Raw genomic sequence first — 21590 nt, 5'->3', positions numbered from 1 at the left:
ATTTTCTCTCATGGTGACACTCTATGTCTGATTTAACGATGTCCGATACAAAAACGATTCAAACTCAAGCTGCGCATCCGACGTTTTTCCTGATGAACAACGTGATTCAAAACTACGCTTGGGGCAGTACTACTTCTGTTAACCAACTGTTTGGCATTGAAAACCCAACGGGCGAACCGCAAGCAGAAGTATGGATGGGTGCGCATCCAAACGGTTGCTCAGTGGTGATGGTAAACGGCGAGGAGACCAAACTCTCTTCACTGATTGCTCAAGACATGAATGCTTTTCTGAGTGAAGAAGTCGCAAACCGTTTTGGTGAACTTCCGTACCTGTTTAAAGTGCTTGCCGCTGAGAAAGCGCTGTCGATTCAGGTGCACCCAAACAAGCAACAAGCAGAACTAGGTTTTGCACTGGAAGAAAAACAAGGCATTCCCCTAACCGCTGCAAACCGTAACTACAAAGATCCAAACCACAAACCAGAATTGGTTTACGCGCTAACCGAATACCAAGCGATGAATGGCTTCCGCCCAACCAGTGAAATCATCAGCTTCTTTTCTGAGCTGGCGATTCCTGAGCTGCAAGGCTTGGTGGATGACCTTATCGACAATCAAACTTCCAAAGGATTGGCGAGCTTCTTCTTCGGTCTATTGTCACTGGAAGGCGAACAGAAAGAGATGGCGTTGACGGTGCTATTGGCACAAGCTCGCATCACCGACTTACCTCTGTTCAACCTGATCTTGGAGTTAGAAACGCAATACCCGGGCGACATTGGTTTGTTTGCGCCCTTGCTACTCAACGTTATCACGCTGAAACCAGGCGAAGCGATGTTCTTGGATGCAGAAACGCCACACGCGTACTTGAAAGGGACGGGGCTTGAGATCATGGCGAACTCAGACAATGTGCTACGCGCAGGTTTAACACCGAAGTATATGGACATAAAAGAACTCGTTGCATGCACACGCTTCGAAGAAAAACCATTCGATACCCTACTGCTTGCACCAATCGAAAACAACGACATGTTGGAATACCCAATTCCCGTCGACGATTTCAAATTCGCGATTGTAAAGCAGGCCAACCAACGAACACTTGATGTAAGAACCGCAGAAATCCTGTTGCCGCTAGATTCCCCGCTCGTAATTACACACGCAAATGGTGAAACGTGTGTAGTAGATAAAGGCCAATCTGTTTTCATCCCAGCTTATGCCAAACAATACACCTTGAATTGCGAAGGTCGTGTTGCACGGGCTTACAGTTAATATCGCTGATTAAGTTCACATGTCGTTACTGCCAATAAGCAAAAAAGAGCAGAGAAACGTCTCTGCTCTTTTACTTAATATGCGCTTTTCCCGATAAATTCACGCAATAATCAAATTGTCTAGAAAGGTTTACTGCTTAGCGTGGAACATCGCTTGTCCACTTTTATCTTTATTCGACCAAAAGTTAATATTGAACTGTGCATCATCGCTCATTTCAATACGATGCCAATACTGTGGCGGGCTTGTCGCGAACTGACCTGCGTTGATCACGACGACCATTTCAGGCTCTGTCGCGAATTCATCAGCAAAACCATAGTAGGTGACTTGCCCCTCCATTACGCATAACTGCCCAAACACACCTTCGGCTGTGTTGTGATGAGTTAGAAGAGCTGGAGGCACACTGCCTTTGGTAAAAAATGGCGTCGAACGTTGAACCGTCCAGTCTTTCGGAATACGAAGATGTGACATGGTTATACCCTCTTTGAATATAAAATTGTGCTGCTTGAAGCGAGTTACGATTGCGCGACTTGAGACAGTTCACGCAGTAACAGAAAAGCCTGAGCCACTTGCTCGCCCGTCACAACAAACCCTGTCAATATGCTTTGTTCATTTTCAGCTTTTGCTACGATGCCAGATTGAGAAATCTGCACATTCCAATTCGCGACAGCACTGAAGTCCCCGGCAAGCTGAATTGGGTAACTCGGCGTTTTGACTTTTACCATCATTGGCGGCAACTTCAATTGCGCTTCCTGCCCAAGCAACTGCTTACCTAAAACATTAGCGCTCAACACGATTGGCTGAAGGTATGGAAGCATACGCCCTTGTATCTCGGCGCAATCGCCCAGAGCGAATACATTGTTCGCAGAAGTCTGCAGCTTAGCGTCAACAGCAATGCCTTTCCCAACCTCTAATCCACAAGCATTCGCTAATTGAGTGTTTGAACGTAAGCCAGCGGCAGAAATCACTACATCAGTATCGATCACTTCACCGCTGTTCAAAGTCGCCACCAACGAATCGGCGGTACGATTCACCTCAACAACCCCATTTCCCAACGCCAGTTGAATGCCTTGCTGCTTAAGTTGGCTTTCCAGAGGCAACGCCACAAACTCAGGAATAAGATTGGCAAGCAAGCGTTGGTTTGATTCAACCACCGTAACGGCTTTGCCGCTGCTCGCAATATCCATTGCAATCTCAACGCCAATCAAACCACCACCGATAACCATTACGCGCTTTGCTTGACTGATTCGCTCTTCTGCGAGCTGATACTCTTGTAACGAATTGAGCGTTAGGACATCGCCAGAAGCATCACCTCGCATTGGAGGAACAAAGGCTTTCGCGCCCGTTGCAAAAATCAGTTTGGAGTACGCATAAACTTGTCCATCTGCTACCACTTGTTGGGCTTGCGTATCCACACTCTCAATTTTAGTGTGGGTTAATAACTCAATATGGTGCTCTTGGGCAAACGCTTCTCCCGTTTTTACCACCAGATCCCCCGCGGTCTGTTTTCTACTGAACACATGGCTCAAATCGGGCTTGTTATACTCCGCACCGTCATCAGCGGTGAATACTTGAATTGACACCTGTGCATCCATTCGACGCACAGTTTTAACCAGTTGATAGGCAGCAAAGCCACTGCCTATGATTACAATTGGTGCTTGCATCACAGCTCCTTAACCCTTGAACTCAACAAATACATCTTTACCCAAGTGACACTCAGGGCAAAGGAAGTAATCCGGAACGTCTGACCACACGGTACCCGGTTCTATTCCTTGATTAGGCTCACCCTGAGCAGGGTCATACACCCAGTTGCAAACGGTGCAAATCATGCATTGGCAATCTGATGGATGTGCCTCTGAGCTTGGATTAATAAGCTCCCTTTCGACCACGGCTTGCGTTTCTACTTGTACAACGGGCTGTGATTGAACTTGCGGTGCAGACGCAGCCATCATCTGAGCCGTAACAGGACTTGTTAGTGGATGTTTCGCCCACAGTTTCGCGATGCTCTTACCATGTTCACGACACTCACGCATCGCTTTACCATCTGGTCGCCATTTGGTTTTCAGGCTGACTGCCGTTTCAAAACCCGCGTCGGTCAATCGTGCGTGGATACGGTCTACCGCACCACCATTCCAGCCATAACTACCAAAGGCAGCGGCTTTCTTGGCTTTAAAACGAAGACCTGTGATCTCCTCCAGCATGCCAGCAATCTTCGGCATCATGACGTTGTTCATGGTAGACGAGCCAACCAAGATGCCTTTAGAGCGGAACACATTGGCGAGAATTTCATTCTTATCGTGCTTAGACACATTGAAGACTTTAACCGCGACACCCGGGTCGACATCGTGAATGCCCTGTGCAATCGCGTCTGCCATCATTCGGGTATTGTTCGACATAGAATCGTAGAAGATGGTAATACGATCTTCTTGGTAGTTATCCGCCCACTCTAGATACTGTTCGATGATTTGGACTGGGTTATCGCGCCACACAATACCGTGTGAAGTTGCGATCATGTCGACAGGCAAGTTGAAGCTCAGTACTTCTTTGATTTTGGCTGTTACCAAGCTGCTGAACGGCGTTAGAATGTTTGAGTAGTAACGCAAACACTGTTCCATCAGCTCATTTTGATCCACTTCATCATTGAATAAGCGTTCATCGCAGTAGTGCTGACCAAATGCGTCGTTACTGAATAACACTGCATCGCCAGTTAGGTATGTCATCATGCTGTCTGGCCAATGCAGCATTGGCGCTTCCACAAACACCAATTGCTTACCGTTACCAATATCGATGCTGTCACCCGTTTTTACCGTTTTAAAGTTCCATTCGGGATGATGGTGATGGCCAACAATCGAATCAATCGCCGCTTCTGTACAGTAAATCGGCGTGTTCGGAATCTTCTCCATCAATGCAGACAATGCGCCCGAGTGATCTTCCTCTGCATGGTTCACGACGATAAAATCGATCGTCTTAAGATCGATTTCCATTTCTAGGTTCTGGATAAATTGTTGGCTGAATCGATGATCAACCGTATCGATCAGCACCGTTTTTCCTTCACGAATAAGATAGCTGTTGTAACTGGTGCCTTTTGTCATTTTGTATTCTGTACCATGGAAATCTTGAACTTCCCAATCGCGTTGACCTACCCAGTGGATGTTGTTTTTTACGTGAATTGTCATAATTACTACCTTGAATGACGGGATAAACAAAAATAATTTCTTCTTGTATTGCACTGGGCATGCCAACTTTTAATTGCTATATATTTCAATAATTTAATTAAAATACAACTTTAATAACTGTCATTTAGACACAGTTGAAAATTGTCATTAAGACACTACAATAGTCATATTGACACAATTGGTATTGGCTATGACTTCTTTAATCGCGCAATGGCTACACATCACGCAAGACCTAAATTCAGCGCTCACTCGGCAAGCTCGATTTGATACCTTATTAACAACGATTCGCGAGATATTAAAATGTGATGCTTCTGCTCTTCTTTTGTATGAAGATCAGCACTTTAAGCCGCTGGCTATCAATGGCTTAGCAAAGGAAGTATTGGGACGCCGTTTTTCTATAAACCAACACCCGAGATTGGAAGCCATTGCACGCGCTGGCGATATCGTACGGTTTCCATCGAATAGCGACTTACCCGATCCCTATGACGGGTTAATTCCGAACCACGACGACAAGCTGCACGTCCATTCATGTATTGGTCTCCCTTTGTTGATCGACGATCAATTGATTGGCGCGATCACTATTGATGCCTTCGATCCGAATCAGTTCGATGGTTTACTCAATCAAGAACTACGCTTTGTAAGTGCGTTAGCCGCGGGTGGCTTGCACACTGCTCTACTACTGGAGCAGTTAGAAACACAAGCCAGCTTGCCACGTGATTCTTACACTGAGAAACGCACCTTGAGCAACGAAATCATTGGCAAATCGGCTGGGATGAAAGCACTTCAAGAGCAAATCGATGCGGTGGCAGATACCGAGCTATCTGTGTTGATAATGGGTGAAACAGGGGTTGGTAAAGAGTTGGTTGCCAGCGCTATTCACCATCGCTCTAGCCGCTCTAGCAATACCTTGGTTTACCTTAACTGTGCGGCGCTGCCAGAATCGGTCGCAGAAAGCGAGTTGTTCGGCCATATCAAAGGCGCATTTACAGGTGCAATCAGCAATCGCAAGGGTAAGTTCGAACAAGCCGACGGCGGCACACTATTCTTGGATGAAGTTGGCGAACTTTCTCTGGAGTTGCAAGCCAAGCTACTTCGCGCATTGCAATATGGCGATATCCAGCGTGTTGGGGATGACCGACATATTCGAGTCAACACACGCATTGTGGCGGCAACGAACCGTGTTCTGCATGAAGAAGTAAAAGCTGGCCGTTTCAGAGCAGATTTGTACCACCGTTTGAGTGTATTCCCTCTTCATGTTCCCCCACTTCGTGAACGTGAAGACGATGTCGTGCTACTGGCTGGTTTCTTTGCAGAGCAACTACGCAGCAAGTTGGGGCTGAACAGTGTTCGACTCTCTCCCACTCTAGTTCAAGAACTTAAAGATTACTCTTGGCCGGGCAACGTGCGTGAACTGGAACACGTCATCAAACGAGCGGGCGTGCTTGCCAAAGCTAGAACTCAATCGCTGGATATCGAATTGGTGGAACAAGATTTCGATATCAAAGCGTCGAACAATCAGCCCATCACTGAAGAGCCAGGTATACCTAGCTCTTCATTTGAACTGTCAGACGCTGGTTTAAAACAAGCCACTGACACCTTCCAAAAATCCATGATTCTAAAAGCACTAGAGCAGAATCAAGGAAACTGGGCTGCAACAGCACGTCAGTTAGAACTCGATAATGGTAATTTACACCGCTTAGCCAAACGGTTAGGTATAAAGTAAAAAAAGGATACGGACGGTTTGAATTCCGCAAGAAAATCTATCTCGCTTATGTCAAAATGCACCATCACAATCGAAAAGTCTGTAATGTAATGAACTACCAAGCTGCTATTTTTGATATGGATGGTTTGCTCCTTGATACTGAGCGCGTCTGTATGCGTATTTTCCAAGAAGCATGTGAAGTCCAAAACCTTCCGTTTTATGAAGATGTTTACCTGTCGATCATTGGTCGCAATGCGGCAGGTATTGAAGCAATTTTCCGCAAAGCCTACGGTGAGAACCTAGACCGCCTGCATCATGAATGGCGTACTCGTTACAATGCTGTCGTCAAACACCAAGCCATCCCAGTGAAAAATGGTGTTGTTGAGCTGCTAGAATGGCTGAAAGCACAAGGCTTACCAATCGCAGTAGCGACTTCTACGGCAAAGGAGGTAGCGAAAATCAAACTGGAATTAGCGGGTTTGAGTAAGTACTTCGACAACCTCACCACAGGCTGCGAGGTAAACCACGGTAAACCCGATCCAGAAATCTATTTGTTGGCAGCGAATCGTCTGGATGTAGAACCAAGCCAATGTTTGGCCTTTGAAGATTCCAATAACGGTGTTCGCGCAGCGGTGGCAGCGAATATGGTTACTTATCAGATTCCGGATTTAGTTGAACCTTGCGAAGAGGTAAAACAATTTGGTCATTCCATCGTGCCGTCATTACATGAAGCGTTAGATGCGTTGAAGCAAAATCGCTAAACGTCAACTGCCGCTCTAACTGTTAAAGCTCAGCAATTTGGCTGAGCTTTTTTATACTTGAGCCTCTCCTCTCACCTTCTCTAATCTACTTCTAATAAATGCCAAGATACTGCTCCAAAGGCTTAATAAGATAGACCTTATCTCTGTACGGGGCGTGTTCCTTTCTTTTTTGATTTACCTCACGCCATCGCATGAAATAGGGCCTATGAGTGATCAAATAGTGGAACTAACCAGTACAACTTTGCAACAAAACGTCAATATACCGCTTGAAGCACGTTTTTCGAGTGAAAATTGGCTGATAATGAGAACTATTGGATGAGATTAATCCAAGTCAGCCCAAAATATAAAATGGAGAGTGTTATATGTCTTTACGTTTATTAGCAGCAACCTTCGCATTAGTAGGAATGAGCTTTGGTGCCCAAGCCAGTGCCGAGTGTGAAGTGTCCCTAGATGCTAACGATATGATGCAGTTTTCTACTAAAACACTGAGCGTTCCAGCCACTTGTAAAGAAGTAAAACTGACGCTAAACCACACAGGTAAAATGCCTGCACAATCAATGGGTCACAACGTCGTTATCGCAGATACCGCTAATCTACAAGCAGTAGGTACGGACGGCATGGCAGCAGGTGCAGAAAACAATTACGTGAAGCCAAATGACGACCGTGTATACGCTCACACAAAAGTGATTGGCGGCGGTGAAAGCACCAGCATTACTTTCAGCACTGAAAAAATGAAAGCTGGCGGCGACTACTCATTCTTCTGCTCGTTCCCTGGTCACTGGGCGATCATGCAGGGTAAATTTGAGTTCAAATAAGAGCTAACTAAGTCAAAACAAGACTCACTATAGGGAAGCCATCGCTTCCCTTTTTATTGCACGTTAGTTAAGCACGTCGATGGATAATCTCATCCAAAGGTACAGGCCTTGCTAAGTAAAATCCTTGAACTTTATCAACCCCACTTGACCGCACAAAGTCATAGTCAGACTGCGTTTCCACCCCTTCCGCTACGACCTCGCAATTTGCAATATGTCCTAACTTAGCAACCAATCGATACAGTTGACGTCCACGATGATCGTTAGCGTCCAATAGCAGCGATCTGTCTAGCTTAATCTTGTTAAATGGATACTTGAACAAATGAGGAAACGATGCGTAGCCCGTACCAAAATCATCCATTGTGATACGAACTCCCATACTCTGTAGAGCTTTCATGGTGTTAGTTAAAGAAACTTCATTGTCTAATACGGCTTCTTCAGTAATTTCAATTTCAAGCCATTCAGCCGGGATTCCAAAATAGACCAACCTGCCTTGTAAATGCTGAACAAAATCCACTTGTTGAATGGTAGCAACAGAAACATTAATGGCCACTCTTCGCTGATCAGATAATCCCATTTCCTTCATATCCGACAACACCTTTTCGAGAACTAGTTTATCGAGCAGTGGCATAGCATCTAACCGGTGAAAATCTTCAATAAACGTTGGTGAAAGTAAGTTTCCATCTTCATCTTTATATCGAATAAGCGCTTCGTAAGAATACTGTTCCGCATCCTTTGTTGAATGCTGCTTTTGATAAAACATCACCAACTCGCCTTCACGAAGAATGGAAGTTAAACGCTTCTGCGCGGATGACTTGCTGATACTCGATGTGTTCGCATCTTTCACACTACTGAGTAGTGATTTAAATAGGGATTGTTCTAAACCATTGTAAGTATTACTTACACCAAGCTGCCCCACATATTTGCCTGCATAGGCTAGATAAAAAGGTCGATAAATTAGTACACCAATCGCAATCACCACCAGTTGAAGTATCGCCCCCTGGACCTGATGCCCCATTGCAACATAACCACTCAACAGAGGCGGTGTCATCCAGTTCACAATATTTTCAACAGGCGCAATTAAGCCGGAAGCAATTGCGCAGTAGGTGATGATAAAACTTACCAGCGGCACTAATACAAATGGGACGACCAGAATAGGATTAAAGATGATAGGCAACCCAAATAGCAGCACTTCATTGATGTTGAACATCACCAATGGTGCTGCCGCTAACGCCAGTAAAATATGATTGCGCTCTTTAGCGAACAATAACAGACACAGGAGTAAACTGATGCTATTCCCTGACCCGCCCATGGATAAAAATGCGTCGTAAAAACCTTGGCTAATGACGTTAAGCGACGCTTCGCCTGTTTGCCAAGCAGCCATGTTGGCTTCGGTCGCAGCGTATATTTGCTGCTTGATAGCAAACAACATGTTGTGACCATTAATGCCCGCCGCTCCTAATAAGCTCAAGATGGATTGATAAAATAATCCTCCTGTGAACGTCAGCGGATCAAAGTTAAGTCCAGCCACTGTTGTAGTAAAAGCATCCATCACCGCTGCGGTGACATGAGATAAGCTAACCGCAAATAAAACGAATACGAAAAAATGTAAGACATCTTTAAAAAGACGAGAAGAGAAGTCCATTGCTTGAGGATCAAGCAGCTCAATTCGGAAACTTTTACAATAAACGTATGACACCGTTGCACTAAAGAGTGCTAATAACGGGTTATTCGGCAACATGTAATTACTAGAAAGGCTGTCATTCTCTATTGAAATTAAATAGAACATGACCAACGAATAAATGATGATAATCGCGCTCGACACGTTCACTTTGTGCGATAAATAGTAACCAGCCACAATGCAAAACGCTGTGGGATATAAGTTGATTAAAATATCAGAAAGATGGAACAATAACTGAGAAACCTCTGACACCCCTAGGATTCTAGAAGCGTGACCAAGAAAGATGGCAAGTGCGTTAGATAGCGTCAGCGGTAACAGCAATAAGGCAATAGAAGCGAGATCAGTAAGATAAGATTTAGATCCAAATCGCCATTTATCTGTAAATACCGTTAGACGATGAAAGGGGTCAAATACGCGTTCACGACGAGTGTGCATGGTGAGTTCTTATATTAAGTAATAATCATCGGCTGCGAAATAGGCAGCCGTAAATGCAACGGCCAGACTCAGTAACGTATTATTTGGTGGATAATTTTTAGTGTTTCTATTGGCTAAAACAATAGTTTGAATTGCCAGTCACAGCGCAAAGATGTCGCAAGTGCAATTTAACGATTATATACCCCTTGATCCAATGAGATTATTATCCTTAACGATAAAAGCCATACCAAGCATCTCGATATGGCTATCGTTAAAACTGATGTATATACCCAAATGACTTCAAGAAGGAGGCTTCGGTGACACGCCCTTGACGAGCGAGTTGATTTGGCTCACATACACTGTGAACAATTTTTGATTTAGCACGAGTAGAACTTCAAGTCGTTGTCTCGTCTGTAAAACAAATCATTCAATCCCGTGTAGCTCTTTCCAGTTTCCTGGATGAACCACGTAGCCGAATAGAGCATGCCCACCATAAACTAGCTCGGTTCCTTCCGGGATCCACAGCATTTGACCTGGGTGCACAAAATGTGTCTCACCATTTGCGGTCAGCTCGAAACAGCCTTCAATCACAAAAATAACCTCATCATAAAGCACCGTCCAAGCCACTTGAGCGCCTTCCCATTTAGCAAAGCCTACGCCAATGTTTGGTGAGATTTCTGGGCTTAACGCTCGGGCTACGTACGCCATTCCCGGCGTATCACCACGAACATTAAAATCTAGGTTTTTACTATCAACGAGTTTGACTTGCTTCATAACTCACTCCGGCTTTGCCATTTTGCTAATTGGATACGCGTTTTTACTCCCATGCCTAAAAAAGGCTCTGGCGGATTCAAACAAGGCATTCCTGTCACTTGCTGTATGTCATCCAATGATTTAGATGTCGCACCAACAACATAGTCAGCTAACAGCGTTCCAGAAATGGTTCCCCACGCAGCACCAACACCATTGTCACAAGCGCTGGCATAAACACCTTCATCTAATTGACCAAAAAAGTTAGTAAAGTTACGAGAGATGGCATATACCCCACCCCATGTGTGAGTAAATGGTACGTCGGCCAGCTCGGGGTAACGCGCCAAAAAGACTTGACGATGATCGTCTCGGATTTGCTCTCTGACTTTATCGTTCATGCTTGAGCCATATTTCGGCACGTGTTTGTAAGTATTTCGGATCAAAATACGTCGATCGGCGGTCATACGTAACGTCGTTCCCGCATGATCTGCTGGAGTTAAACCCCAATTCAGCTCACCTCCGTATCGTTGCATTTCTGCGTCGGTCAATGGACGCGTCCAGCTTGCAAACGTCATCACTGGCAGTAATCTGTTTTTAAGGTAACCAAACTCACGAGTAAAAATGCTGGTGCCAAGTAACAGTTCAGTGGTTTCAACAGAACCACTATCTCCATGTAATACCCAGTAACCGTTTTCTTTACTGAGTTTGCGGATTGGCGAGTTTTCTAACACCTCGACATTCTCTGGAAGGCTTTCCCCTAGCCCACGCACCAGAGCAGCAGGTTGCATTAAATAACCACCTGGCGTGTAAATTGCGCGGCTGTAGTAATTTGTCCCTAAGACTTTCGCCAGCTCACTGCCATTAACATGGAAGTATGGTTCGCCAAGGTCTTTCATTAGGTGCTCAAAGTGATCGAGATACGCTTCACCGCGCGCCCCTACGGCTCCTTGATATTTGCCCTTTGCTAACCATTGACAAGAAATACTGTGCTTCGACACTAAAGTGTCTAGCTGAGCAATCGCAGAACGGTTGAGCGATAATAACTTTTGTTTGTGCTCAGGGTCGGGATGCTCAAGTGAAAACTTATGGGGCAAATCGATCACAAAGCCCGAATTTCTCCCTGACGCCCCTTGGCCGATACGTTGTGCATCAATCAGTATAATTCGTGCGTTAGGCTGAAGCTCAGCTAAACGTCTTGCCATAGCTAGTCCAGCGAAACCGGCACCTAGCACGGCATAGTCAGCAGTTTGTTTACCTTTTAACGCTGGTTTTTCTGCAATACTTGGCAACGCATGGTACCAACCACATGTTGCATCATCATTGGGTAAATGAATCATCTTCTTTCTCCGTTACGCTGCTGACAGTTTCAATGACAATTGATCTAGCCAAGGACCACGTAATGACTGTACTTTTCTTCCTAGCAACGCAAAGCCAAGCATCGTTCCCTCAGGAGAATAAAACGCAGCGGTCAATTCATCTGCCTGACTCTCGATGTACCATTGTCCCAGTTCGTTCGGGGCAACCGGGAAAATAGTGAGTGGAAGAATCGGCGTTTTTACAATCACAGGAGTTGGCGTTAACGAGATTGACGCGACATCGCCTAGCAAGCTTTTCGCTACGGAAGGAATCATTTGATTAATCGGCGCAATATACGGCTGCCAACCTTGCTCCGTTTCAACACAGTCGCCTAGCGAGTAAATATTCTCATCACTCGTCTGGCCAAATTGATTTACTTTAATGCCGCGGCCTACTTCTAGCCCTGCTTGCTCAGCCAGCGATACATTTGGCTTGAGTCCAACCGCGCTTAGCACTAGGTCTGCTTCAATCTGCTTGCCACTGTTCAGATGTAAAACCGCACTGGATTCGGACCTTGGCTCGATTCTGGCGATACTGTCTTGTAGAGCCCATTGCACGCCTCGATCTGCAAGTGCGCTTTGTAATGATTCACCCAACTGTTGCGGGATCAAACGCTCCATTGGCCATTGACCTAACCCGATAACTGTCACTTCATAGCCGCCTTCGATCAGGTCATTCGCGAACTCACAGCCAATTAAGCCATCGCCGAGGATTGCGATGCGCTTTTTGTTCTGTAGCTGGGTTCTGAAACGGCGGTAATCAACTAAGTCGTTCACACTCATAACACAAGAGCGATCGCCCTCAATTGGGATTTCAATCGGTGATGCACCTGTTGCCAGTACCAAACGGCTGTAGGCGTATTTACCGATAGAGGTGTGTAGCGTTGAATTGGCACGCTCGATCTTTTCAACGCGGGTATGCGGGTAAACGCGGACATTGAGACGGCTTTCCCACTCCAACGCGCTCTCACTTTGTAGCGCGTCGCCATCTTTCTTCATGGCCAGTGCATTAGACAAGGCAGGCTTGCTGTACAGTGCGCCATCATCAGCGGTAAAGACAGTGATCGGAACCGTTTCAGATTGCGCTCTAAGTGCCGCTGCCAACTGGTAACCACTGTGGCCACTACCGATGATAACGATAGGGTCAGCTGAAAATATAGGTTGAGTGACTTCAGATGGAAGTGGCTGAGCCGAATTTGGCTGAACAGACGATCCTACCGATACCGAAGACACTGCCGCGACCTCTTCTACTGGCTCATCGTCGGTGATTTCGATCATTTCAAAATCGGCCTTACCCACTAAACAGTCGGGGCATAACCAATCATCCGGCACATCTTCCCATGCTGTTCCTGGTGCAATGCCATCGGATGGCCAACCTTGTGCTTCATCATAGATTAAGCCGCAAATAATACAGAGCCACTTTCTCATCACTTTTACTCCAACTACCTTGTTCAGAATTTCCGTGTTTACAAACCACTGTCAGATTTGTAGCGATTCCATCAACCTCGCCCTAGCTTGTGGTCTGAAATCCAAGCCGGTGCGAGGTGATGAAAATCAAGTTACACGGTAGCTATACGTTGCTGTCTTGCTGCAAACGAATGGCAATATTGCGTGTCTGGACATAGCTATAAATCGCTTCTTGTCCTTTTTCTCGCCCAAAACCGGACAAGCCCACGCCACCAAATGGTGTTTCGATACCACCAGCAAACCATTCATTGATGAACACTTGCCCACCACGCAGTTGCTGCGCCACACGCAATGTTTGGTTTAGGCTTTCACCAAAGACACCAGCAACCAGGCCAAAATCGGTGCCATTCGCGATCTCGATTGCTTCTTGCTCAGTGTCAAACGGTGTAATCACCAAAACAGGACCAAACACTTCTTCTTGTGCAATGCGCATATCTGGCGTGGCTTCAATCACTGTTGGTGCCACAAAGTAACCCGATAGATCAGGTGCGTAGCCACCCGTCAGGATGTTTGCGCCGTCGGCTTTTGCTTGCTCTATCATTTCAAGCACGCGTGCTTGTTGATCAGCCGATACCAACGGTGTGATGTCCGGCTGGCTTTCGCCTTGGCCAATGGTTAGGCTTTTTGCCATTTCCACAACCGCCGCTTTTACTTCTTCATAACGCTCTTTTTGAATCAGCAAACGAGACATTGCCGAACAAACTTGACCAGCGTTAAAGAAAATACCGACCTGAACGCTTTTCAAAAGTGTTTCGAGGTTCGCATCTTTCAGTGCGATAGCAGCCGATTTACCACCCAGCTCCATCACCGATGGAGTAGCGCGTTGCGCTGAATCTTGCAGAATGCGTTGGCCGGTCGGTACCGAACCTGTAAAGACAATTTGATCGACCTCTTGATGCTGCACCAAGTGGCTGCCAACGACTGAGCCTTTCCCACATAGCAGGTTAATCGTGCCTTTCGGGAAGCCCGCTTTTTCAATCGCTTTAATCAACAGTGTCATGGCGAGTGGTGAGATCTCTGGCGACTTAATAACCACTGTGTTACCTGCAGCTAATGCAGGTGCCAATGAACGTGCACAAATGGAGACGGGGAAGTTCCACGGCACAATCTGCACTGACACGCCAAACGGCACATATTGAGTGAAGTCGACATAGTCTTTACCCAACGGAATTGACGTGCCTTCCAGCTTGTCGGCCATGCCAGCGTAGTATTCGAAGTAACGTGCCGACTCTAAAAACTCATCTTTGGCATCTTGCAAAGATTTCCCATTTTCACGACAGGCAACTAACCCACCTTCATCAACCATTTCACGAATAGCTGCGGCGGCTTTTAACATCCACTCGGTTCTGACGGCTGGACGAACGTCCGAAAGAAGGCCTTGATTGACTACTCGACGTGCCGCTGCCATTGCGCGATCTGCATCGGTGATAGTGGCTTCTGCAACCGTCGCATACGCTTCGGCTGTGCCAGGGTTCATGACGGTCAGCGCTTGCTCTGAATCGCACCACTCACCATCAATATAATTAAGGTAATGCATCATATTACTGCTCCAGGGTCGCTTTCACTTGCTTTGCCAACCAGGTTTGGAAGAAATGCGTCGGAACATCCATTTCTGGTGAGAACACACCACCACCAAAGCCAGGTGAGTAACGACCTTCCTGCATGCCCTCGACCGCTCCAATATCTTCGCCGAATACGACTCGCCATGACTCAACGGTAGCAGTACGGCACGCAGCGAACTCATCTTTCGTTGCTTCATCACCCACATAGAAAACACGTAGGTGCTCAACACTCTTATTCGCAGTGATTGGTTCAATCATCATTGCAAAGGCATGATCGGCTTGAATACCAAGCAACACGTTTGGAAAGAGTGCAACGTATTCTGCATGACGCAGTTTATCTTCTGGCCAGCTTGGAAATTTAGGTAAGTGTGTTCCTGCTGTATCAGAAAGGTTGTACGCGAGACTACCTTGACCAGCAAAGCGCTCTGCAAACATGATGTTGTAGTGATCCTCTAGGCGAGAATAACTGTTCAAACTCGGATGCACCCAAGGTAAGTGGTAAGCCTCGCAGTAGTTTTCTACGGCAAGCTTCCAGTTACTTTTCACTTCTATCTCTAAGTTGCCACCCATGTTCACGCGGCGAAGAAGCCCTAATCCTTCTTCACCTAAGAATTGCTGCCAACGTTGCTCTAGCGGCGCGATATGCTCTTCAAAGCTTTCTGCATTGCCCGATAAGTTAACGAATACCATGTCCATCCAAACGGCTGAACGAAGTGGCTTAAGGCCGTGTTTTTCACATTTAAATCGATCATCTTTGTGTTTTGCGATACCACCGATGTGTGGTGTGCCTTTTAGATTGCCGTCAAGATCGTACGTCCATGAATGGTAAGGACAGCGAATCATGCCTTGAACTTCGCCTGCCTCATGCACCAGCTTCATACCACGATGACTACATACGTTGTGGAAGACTTGGACTTCACCTTGACGATTTCTCATCATGAGTAGTGGAAGATTCATGAAATCAAGTGGCATCACATAGCCATTTTTAAGCAGGTCTGATGCAAAACCAATGCATACCCAAGTGTTACCAAACACCTGATCACGCTCAAAAGTAAAATACTCTTCGCTGGTGTAGGCCTGATTCGGCATTCCTGTTGCTTCACTGATTGGGTTCAGTACATTATCAACAAGTTCAACAGGAATAATGGTTTGGTTGACATTGCTCATATTCTTATCTCCGAGAGTCGAGTTGCATCCAGTGCGTACAACATCGTGTTGTGTTAGTGGAGATGATTTTGATTAACAACCCAGCAACAAACAAACGACTTTTTCGCCGGGTTTGGATGAGTTTTTGTCATTCATGCATTGATCTCGAACAACAAAATAGCCTTTTAATTAACAAGGTTCTTCTTGTCATGATTAATACTCATTAACCGATGAGTATTAATCAGTTGAAACACAAAAGCCCTCTCTCTACTCTCTTTCAAAAATTAACAATAACGCAACAAACAATAACGCTAAAACAAAAGCACTGTGAGGGATGCCTATGAGAGCAACATCTGGGATATTGAAAGGACTCAATCCGACTGTGACTATCGCATCAAAGATCGTCGTTATCGGTTTTGTACTTTTCTGCGCCATTCTCGCCAACCAAGCGGGCCAATACTTCGAAACGATTTCCGGCATTTTGCTGCAGAATATGAAGTGGTTTTACATCGGACTTGTTTCACTCGTTGTCGGTTTTCTTCTTTATCTTATGGTTAGTCGATATGGACATATTCGTTTGAGTAAAGATGACGAAAAACCAGAGTTTAGTTATTTGTCTTGGGTATCCATGCTTTTTTCCGGAGGCATGGGGATAGGCTTAATTTTCTGGTCGGTCGCCGAACCGATGTGGCATTACGCTGACAACCCATTTACTCAAGGCCTGACCAATGAAGCCGCAACAACATCAATGAAACTGACATTCTTTCACTGGGGTCTACATCCTTGGTCTGTCTTTATCATTGTTGCACTCGCATTAGCCTACTTTTCCTACCGTAAAGATCTGCCTTTTACCCTACGCTCTATCTTGTACCCTTTGATTGGCGATCGTATTTATGGGCCTATCGGGCACACGGTTGATATCCTAACAGTCGCGGTGACTGCTTTCGGTATCTCTCAAACCTTGGGGATGGGAGTTATCCAAATAAACTCTGGTTTGAATCAAGCCTTTGGTCTAGACATTAGTTTGGGGATTCAACTCTTTATTATCGTTTCCCTTTGTACTTGTGCGGTTGCGTCGGTGCTATCTGGTGTAGGGAAAGGTATTCGCCGTTTATCAGAATGGAACATGCTGCTTTCACTCGCACTCGTGCTGGTCGTACTTTATATTGGCCCAACTCGCTATATCTTAAATACGCTACTTGAAAGCACGGGGCTTTATGCACAAAACATTGTCGGTATGAGCTTATGGAGCGATGCACAGAATGACTCTGGCTGGCAAAACTGGTGGACGGCTTATTACTGGCCTTGGTGGATGACTTGGGCACCTTTCGTTGGCATGTTTGTAGCTCGTATTTCTAAAGGGCGCACAATACGTGAGCTTATCGGCGGTGCTCTCATCGTACCCACGCTGATCACGTTTTTATGGATTTCAGTATTTGGTGGCGCAGCGTTGAAGGTAGAGCAAGACGCTCGTGTTTCTCATCAAGAGCAAGTCACTGCGGCACAAGAAGCAAAACAAACACCACCTGCAGATTTTTCTGGCGGCCCGATTCTTGAAGCGACTAAAGCCGATACGACACGCGCTTTGTTTACGCTATTCGACAATCTAGATACAGGTATGTTTGGTAAACTACTTAGCGTACTTGCGTGTTTATTACTCGGTACTTATTTCATTACCTCCGCTGACTCAGGTACCTTAGTTCTATGTACCCTCGATGCCGCTGGACACAGTGAACCTCCCACGTCTATACGCGTATTATGGGGGATCATGATCGCCGCCATTGCGGGAGTGCTTCTATACGCAGGAGGCTTAAAAGCAATGCAAACGGCCTCCATTATTGCCGGTTTCCCTATCGCCATTTTTATCGCGGTGATGAGCTTAACGCTGTTCCATAGTATTCGACGCGAACCTAAGCCATGGGCAATGCTGCCTGAGCATGTTCACCCAGAGCAAGAGAAACTTGATGGTCCTGTTGAACCGCTTGTTGAAAGCAAAACAGTGGTTTCCGAGCCTATCGCTTCAACATCCTCACTAAAAGATGATTCCACACTTAATCAGGGACCAGTACTAAGTTAGTGCGTCGTTTCATCAATCAATTAAAAAAGCGGGAACTGATATTCCCGCTTTTTTAACATTACCAAACTCTGTTATTTTCTCTGCTTATTGAATTAGGCTAAGCCTCGATCACCCACCTCATCTGGCAACTGATGCAAAAGCCATTCTCTAAAACGTTTGACGCTGGCTGGGATTAAACCTCTATTTTTAGGTTCAAGCATAGAAAAATTGGAAGGTGTTGAAAGCACGTGTTCGACTGGCCTAACCAAAGCGCCGCTTTGTAAATAGTCGTCCACTAATGACCCCCAGGCTAACGCGATGCCCTGACCATTAATTGCCGCTTGTAACAGCATTGGATAGTTATTGATGTTCATGCGATTACGAGGCGAAATATTTGGCAATCCTACACTCGCAAACCACTGCTCCCAATTCACCCAGTCTCTTTGAGACTCTTCCAGATAGAGTAACGTTTTATTGAAGATGTCTTCTGGCTCACTAGGCTGGCCGATTTTCTCTAGATAAAGCGGGCTACACACAGGGAATACTTCTTCTGAAAATAGCGTTGTGACGTCCATTTCCGCAGGTGGAGTGCGACAATAAAACAAGGCGATATCGCAATCTAATCGGCGTAAGTCCAACACATTATCTGAGGCCAATATCCTTATATCGATGTCATCATGTTCATTTTGAAATTGAGCAACCTTAGGCAACAACCACAAGGCTGCCATTGCATTTGTCGTCGCAACAGTGATCTTTTGTTCGCCCTGCCATTTCTTCACTTCACCCGTGATTTGAGCAATATCGAGCAAAGATTGGCTGACAGCTTGATAATATTGAAGACCTGTAGGCGTTAAGTTAATGCTTCGATTGGCTCGCGTGAACATAGCCTTGCCCAAGTATTCTTCTAATTGTCTAATTTGGCGACTGATAGCACCTTGGGTCACGTTTAGCTCGTCAGCGGCTAACGTAAAACTCAAGTGCCGCGCCGACGCTTCAAACGCAACGAGGCTATTTAAAGGTGGGAGGGGTTTGATTTTCATGTATCTTCCAGTAAGGCAGTATTGTAATTATTTTTATTCCCGGCAATCTTATGTTGCACGTGGATAATGCCATTCTGGACAACACCCCAAAAACGACAATTTATAAATGATAAAAAATAGAGATGAATCATAAATTGTTGTGAGAGAGACTGCCGTATACAGTTTCGTGGCTACAACGAGCACAAAAAAGAGGAGCAGTTACTCCTCTTTTGCCTAGCCTTTTGCTCACTTTCTTCGAGTTAGCCCATTTACCCTATTGCCAGTTTAGTACTCGCGTAACGCGCTTTTTTCTTTCTTGGACTGGCTAAGAAGTACGCCAAAGTAAGAGGCCCTAATCGTCCCATAAACATCATGAAGATGATCACTAACTCACCCGGTTCGGACAAACTGCCCGTTAAGCCTCGCGACAAACCAACCGTACCCAGTGCCGAGACCGCTTCGAACATAATGTCTAACATAGACGCTTTCTCTGTCAGTAACAGCGTGAAGATGGCAAACCAAGTCACACCCACCGAGATCAGAGTCAGCGCCAATGCTTTGCTGATGGTCTCTTTGGGAATCTCGCGTTGAAAGGCATAGGTTGCTTCATCGCGACGCAAATAGCTGTAAGTTGCCAAGACTAACACCATAAATGTCACAACTTTAATACCACTTGCCGTGCTCAGTGATCCACCGCCGATAAACATCAACACCAGAATGATCGCCGTTGTGGCATCTTCCAACTGATCGATAGCTAAAGTGTTGAACCCTGCCGTTCTGGGCGTCACCGCTTGAAACCACGATGCCCACCATTTCCCTGCTTCGCTCAACGGGGCAAGCGTGTTGGGGTTGTCATATTCAATCAGGTAAATCGCGATAAGTGCCACCACGTTAATGATCATCGTGCCTAAGATCATCATTCGACTGTAAACGGTGAGTCGGTGCCAACGGCGATTGCGTTTTAAGTCAATCCAAACCGAGAAGCCTAAACCACCAATAATGAACAAACTGGTAATGATGAAGTTAACGACCGGGTCGTCCACGTAAGGCATTAAGCTATCGGCACTCAACGCAAAACCTGCATTGTTAAACGCACTGATGGTGTAGAAGAAACCATGGAACAAACTGGTTTTCCAGCCCAGCTCTTCACTCCAATAAACGCTCAAAATAGTGAAACCAATAAGTTCAACGAGCAGAGCGAACATCAATACAGATTTAGCGGTGGCAATGAGTGTCGATGAGTCAGTCTGGTTGAACGCCTCTCTCGCGACTGCTCGCTCCAAAAAGCCAATTTTTCCGCCCAGAGCCAGCAAGGTCACGATGGCAAACGTCATCAAACCTAGGCCACCACATTGAATCAGGAAAGCAATAACCACTTGCCCAAAAGGCGTAAACGCCGTGCCCGTGTCCACCACAACTAATCCCGTCACCGTAATGGCCGATGTCGCAGTAAACAGGCTTTGAATCCAAGTAATGGGCTCTGTGGTGGCAATCGGCAGTTTGAGTAAGACCGTGCCGAGCATGATCAAGCACGCAAAGCTGAGGCTAAGTATCAGCGGCGGTGCGCCCAACAATTTTTTGCCCGCTTTGGGTTTTCGCTCGATTGGGATAATAGAGGGATGCCACAAAACCATGTTACACCAACCTTGGAGCGACGTATTTCAGCTCAGCGCGACTACCGCAAAGCAACAGCGTGTCAAACTCATTAAGCACAAACTCATCATTGATATTGGTATAGACGGCTTCTTCGCGCTTCACCAATATCGGCTGAATGTTGTAACTGCCTCGGCTGATCAACTTAGAAAGCGGCGTATCGTGCAGATTGGATTTAACGTGGATTTCCACCACATACAAACCATGCCCCATTTCCAAATAGTTGTTCACCATCGGATAGTTGAGTGCCTGCGCGACTCTTACGCCCATCTCCTCTTCCGGATGAATAATGCGTTGTACACCCAGCTTAGATACGATGGTGTGGTGTGCTTTGGTGCTCGCTTTGACCCAAATGGATTTCACGCCTAAATTTTTCAGCGCCAGCGTACACAACAAACTGGCTTGCATGTCTTCGCCAATCGCCACCAACACCACATCACTGTTCGCTAACGCTAACTCTCTGAGTGCGCCTTCGTCTGTTGCGTCACATATGACCGCTTGCGTTAACTCTTCGACGTATTTTTCGACGATTTTCGGGTCGCTATCCACCCCCGTTACCGTGTGTCCAAGATGAATAAGTTCTAAGCTGGCGGCAACGCCAAATCGCCCTAGACCAATTACTGTAAAGTGAGCCATATCAATACCTAACTGTGTTTTATGTATAGAAAATACTAATGCGTTAAGGGCTAGACTGATTCTCCGTCACGGAAAATAGGCAACACGAATCCTGTTCGAGTGCCGATAACCAGCACTAAACCTTGGCATTAACGTTGATTAAATTTG

17 protein-coding genes and 1 pseudogene are annotated in these 21590 nt (G+C 45.9%); 5 read left to right on the top strand and 13 right to left on the bottom strand.

What is annotated here, in order from left to right; genetic code table 11:
• Positions 1-38: 38 nt before the first annotated feature.
• Positions 39-1256 (top strand): mannose-6-phosphate isomerase, class I, encoded by a 1218-nt coding sequence (gene manA, locus MTR11_RS11350; RefSeq protein WP_413777598.1) that lies wholly within the window; start codon positions 39-41, stop codon positions 1254-1256.
• 129 nt (positions 1257-1385) lie between these two features.
• On the opposite strand, the gene MTR11_RS11345 is transcribed toward manA, so the two are convergent.
• Genes MTR11_RS11345 through norV form a run of 3 tightly spaced genes read right to left on the bottom strand, consistent with a single transcriptional unit; the run spans position 1386 to position 4429 of the window.
• Positions 1386-1724: a DUF1971 domain-containing protein gene (locus MTR11_RS11345; RefSeq protein WP_006742231.1), complete on the bottom strand. Its 339-nt coding sequence runs from the start codon at positions 1722-1724 to the stop codon at positions 1386-1388.
• Positions 1725-1768: 44 nt separating this feature from the next.
• The gene (gene norW, locus MTR11_RS11340; RefSeq protein ID WP_243327550.1) at positions 1769-2917 is read right to left on the bottom strand and encodes an NADH:flavorubredoxin reductase NorW; all 1149 of its coding nucleotides are present in this window, start codon (positions 2915-2917) and stop codon (positions 1769-1771) included.
• A 9-nt stretch (positions 2918-2926) separates the two neighbouring features.
• Positions 2927-4429 carry an anaerobic nitric oxide reductase flavorubredoxin gene (norV, locus tag MTR11_RS11335; protein WP_065645705.1) on the bottom strand — a complete coding sequence of 501 codons (1503 nt, stop codon included), beginning with the start codon at positions 4427-4429 and terminating at the stop codon, positions 2927-2929.
• Between the two features lie 190 nt (positions 4430-4619).
• Here norV and norR point away from each other — a divergent pair, with 190 nt between their 5' ends.
• From norR to azu, 3 genes are all read left to right on the top strand, one after another.
• Positions 4620-6152: a nitric oxide reductase transcriptional regulator NorR gene (gene norR / locus MTR11_RS11330; protein WP_243327549.1), complete on the top strand. Its 1533-nt coding sequence runs from the start codon at positions 4620-4622 to the stop codon at positions 6150-6152.
• A gap of 89 nt (positions 6153-6241) precedes the next feature.
• On the top strand, positions 6242-6892 hold the full coding sequence (locus MTR11_RS11325) for an HAD family hydrolase (protein WP_005392456.1): 651 nt from the start codon (positions 6242-6244) through the stop codon (positions 6890-6892).
• A 362-nt stretch (positions 6893-7254) separates the two neighbouring features.
• Positions 7255-7707 carry an azurin gene (gene azu / locus MTR11_RS11320; protein WP_005392455.1) on the top strand — a complete coding sequence of 151 codons (453 nt, stop codon included), beginning with the start codon at positions 7255-7257 and terminating at the stop codon, positions 7705-7707.
• A 67-nt stretch (positions 7708-7774) separates the two neighbouring features.
• Here azu and MTR11_RS11315 read toward each other — a convergent pair whose 3' ends face one another.
• From MTR11_RS11315 to MTR11_RS11285, 7 genes and pseudogenes are all read right to left on the bottom strand, one after another.
• Entirely contained in the window at positions 7775-9820 is a 2046-nt protein-coding gene (locus MTR11_RS11315; RefSeq protein ID WP_193447379.1) for an EAL domain-containing protein, read from the bottom strand.
• Positions 9821-10222: 402 nt separating this feature from the next.
• A complete protein-coding gene (locus MTR11_RS11310; RefSeq protein ID WP_025768531.1) occupies positions 10223-10573 on the bottom strand; it encodes an ethanolamine utilization protein EutQ in 351 nt (116 codons plus the stop codon).
• A complete protein-coding gene (locus tag MTR11_RS11305) occupies positions 10570-11886 on the bottom strand; it encodes an NAD(P)/FAD-dependent oxidoreductase (RefSeq protein ID WP_243327547.1) in 1317 nt (438 codons plus the stop codon). The genes MTR11_RS11310 and MTR11_RS11305 overlap by 4 nt, the downstream gene beginning before the upstream one ends.
• A 12-nt stretch (positions 11887-11898) precedes the next feature.
• The gene (locus MTR11_RS11300) at positions 11899-13182 is read right to left on the bottom strand and encodes an NAD(P)/FAD-dependent oxidoreductase (RefSeq protein ID WP_237309053.1); all 1284 of its coding nucleotides are present in this window, start codon (positions 13180-13182) and stop codon (positions 11899-11901) included.
• A pseudogene (locus tag MTR11_RS11295) lies at positions 13171-13332 on the bottom strand (rubredoxin); the annotation flags it as partial. The pseudogene MTR11_RS11295 and the gene MTR11_RS11300, both read right to left, overlap by 12 nt.
• A gap of 142 nt (positions 13333-13474) precedes the next feature.
• Positions 13475-14911 (bottom strand): aldehyde dehydrogenase family protein, encoded by a 1437-nt coding sequence (locus tag MTR11_RS11290; RefSeq protein WP_243327546.1) that lies wholly within the window; start codon positions 14909-14911, stop codon positions 13475-13477.
• A 1-nt stretch (position 14912) separates the two neighbouring features.
• On the bottom strand, positions 14913-16100 hold the full coding sequence (locus MTR11_RS11285) for an aromatic ring-hydroxylating oxygenase subunit alpha (RefSeq protein ID WP_243327544.1): 1188 nt from the start codon (positions 16098-16100) through the stop codon (positions 14913-14915).
• Between the two features lie 319 nt (positions 16101-16419).
• On the opposite strand from MTR11_RS11285, the gene MTR11_RS11280 reads away from it, so the two are divergent.
• Positions 16420-18156, top strand: coding sequence for a BCCT family transporter (locus tag MTR11_RS11280; protein ID WP_237311287.1), 1737 nt, complete (start codon positions 16420-16422; stop codon positions 18154-18156).
• 92 nt (positions 18157-18248) lie between these two features.
• On the opposite strand, the gene gcvA is transcribed toward MTR11_RS11280, so the two are convergent.
• The 3 genes from gcvA to MTR11_RS11265 all read right to left on the bottom strand — a co-directional run bounded on the left by gcvA (position 18249) and on the right by MTR11_RS11265 (position 21443).
• On the bottom strand, positions 18249-19175 hold the full coding sequence (gcvA, locus tag MTR11_RS11275; protein ID WP_243327542.1) for a transcriptional regulator GcvA: 927 nt from the start codon (positions 19173-19175) through the stop codon (positions 18249-18251).
• A 248-nt stretch (positions 19176-19423) separates the two neighbouring features.
• Positions 19424-20788, bottom strand: a complete 1365-nt coding sequence (locus tag MTR11_RS11270) for a TrkH family potassium uptake protein (RefSeq protein WP_243327541.1) — start codon at positions 20786-20788, stop codon at positions 19424-19426.
• Between the two features lies 1 nt (position 20789).
• On the bottom strand, positions 20790-21443 hold the full coding sequence (locus MTR11_RS11265; protein ID WP_005375180.1) for a potassium channel family protein: 654 nt from the start codon (positions 21441-21443) through the stop codon (positions 20790-20792).
• Between the last annotated feature and the right edge of the window lie 147 nt (positions 21444-21590).

Source organism: Vibrio sp. CCB-PB317 (genome assembly GCF_022808245.1).
Classification (GTDB): Bacteria; Pseudomonadota; Gammaproteobacteria; order Enterobacterales; family Vibrionaceae; genus Vibrio; species Vibrio diabolicus.
Note: the sequence above shows the minus strand (reverse complement) of the source record. Positions and strands in the feature narration are given on the sequence as shown.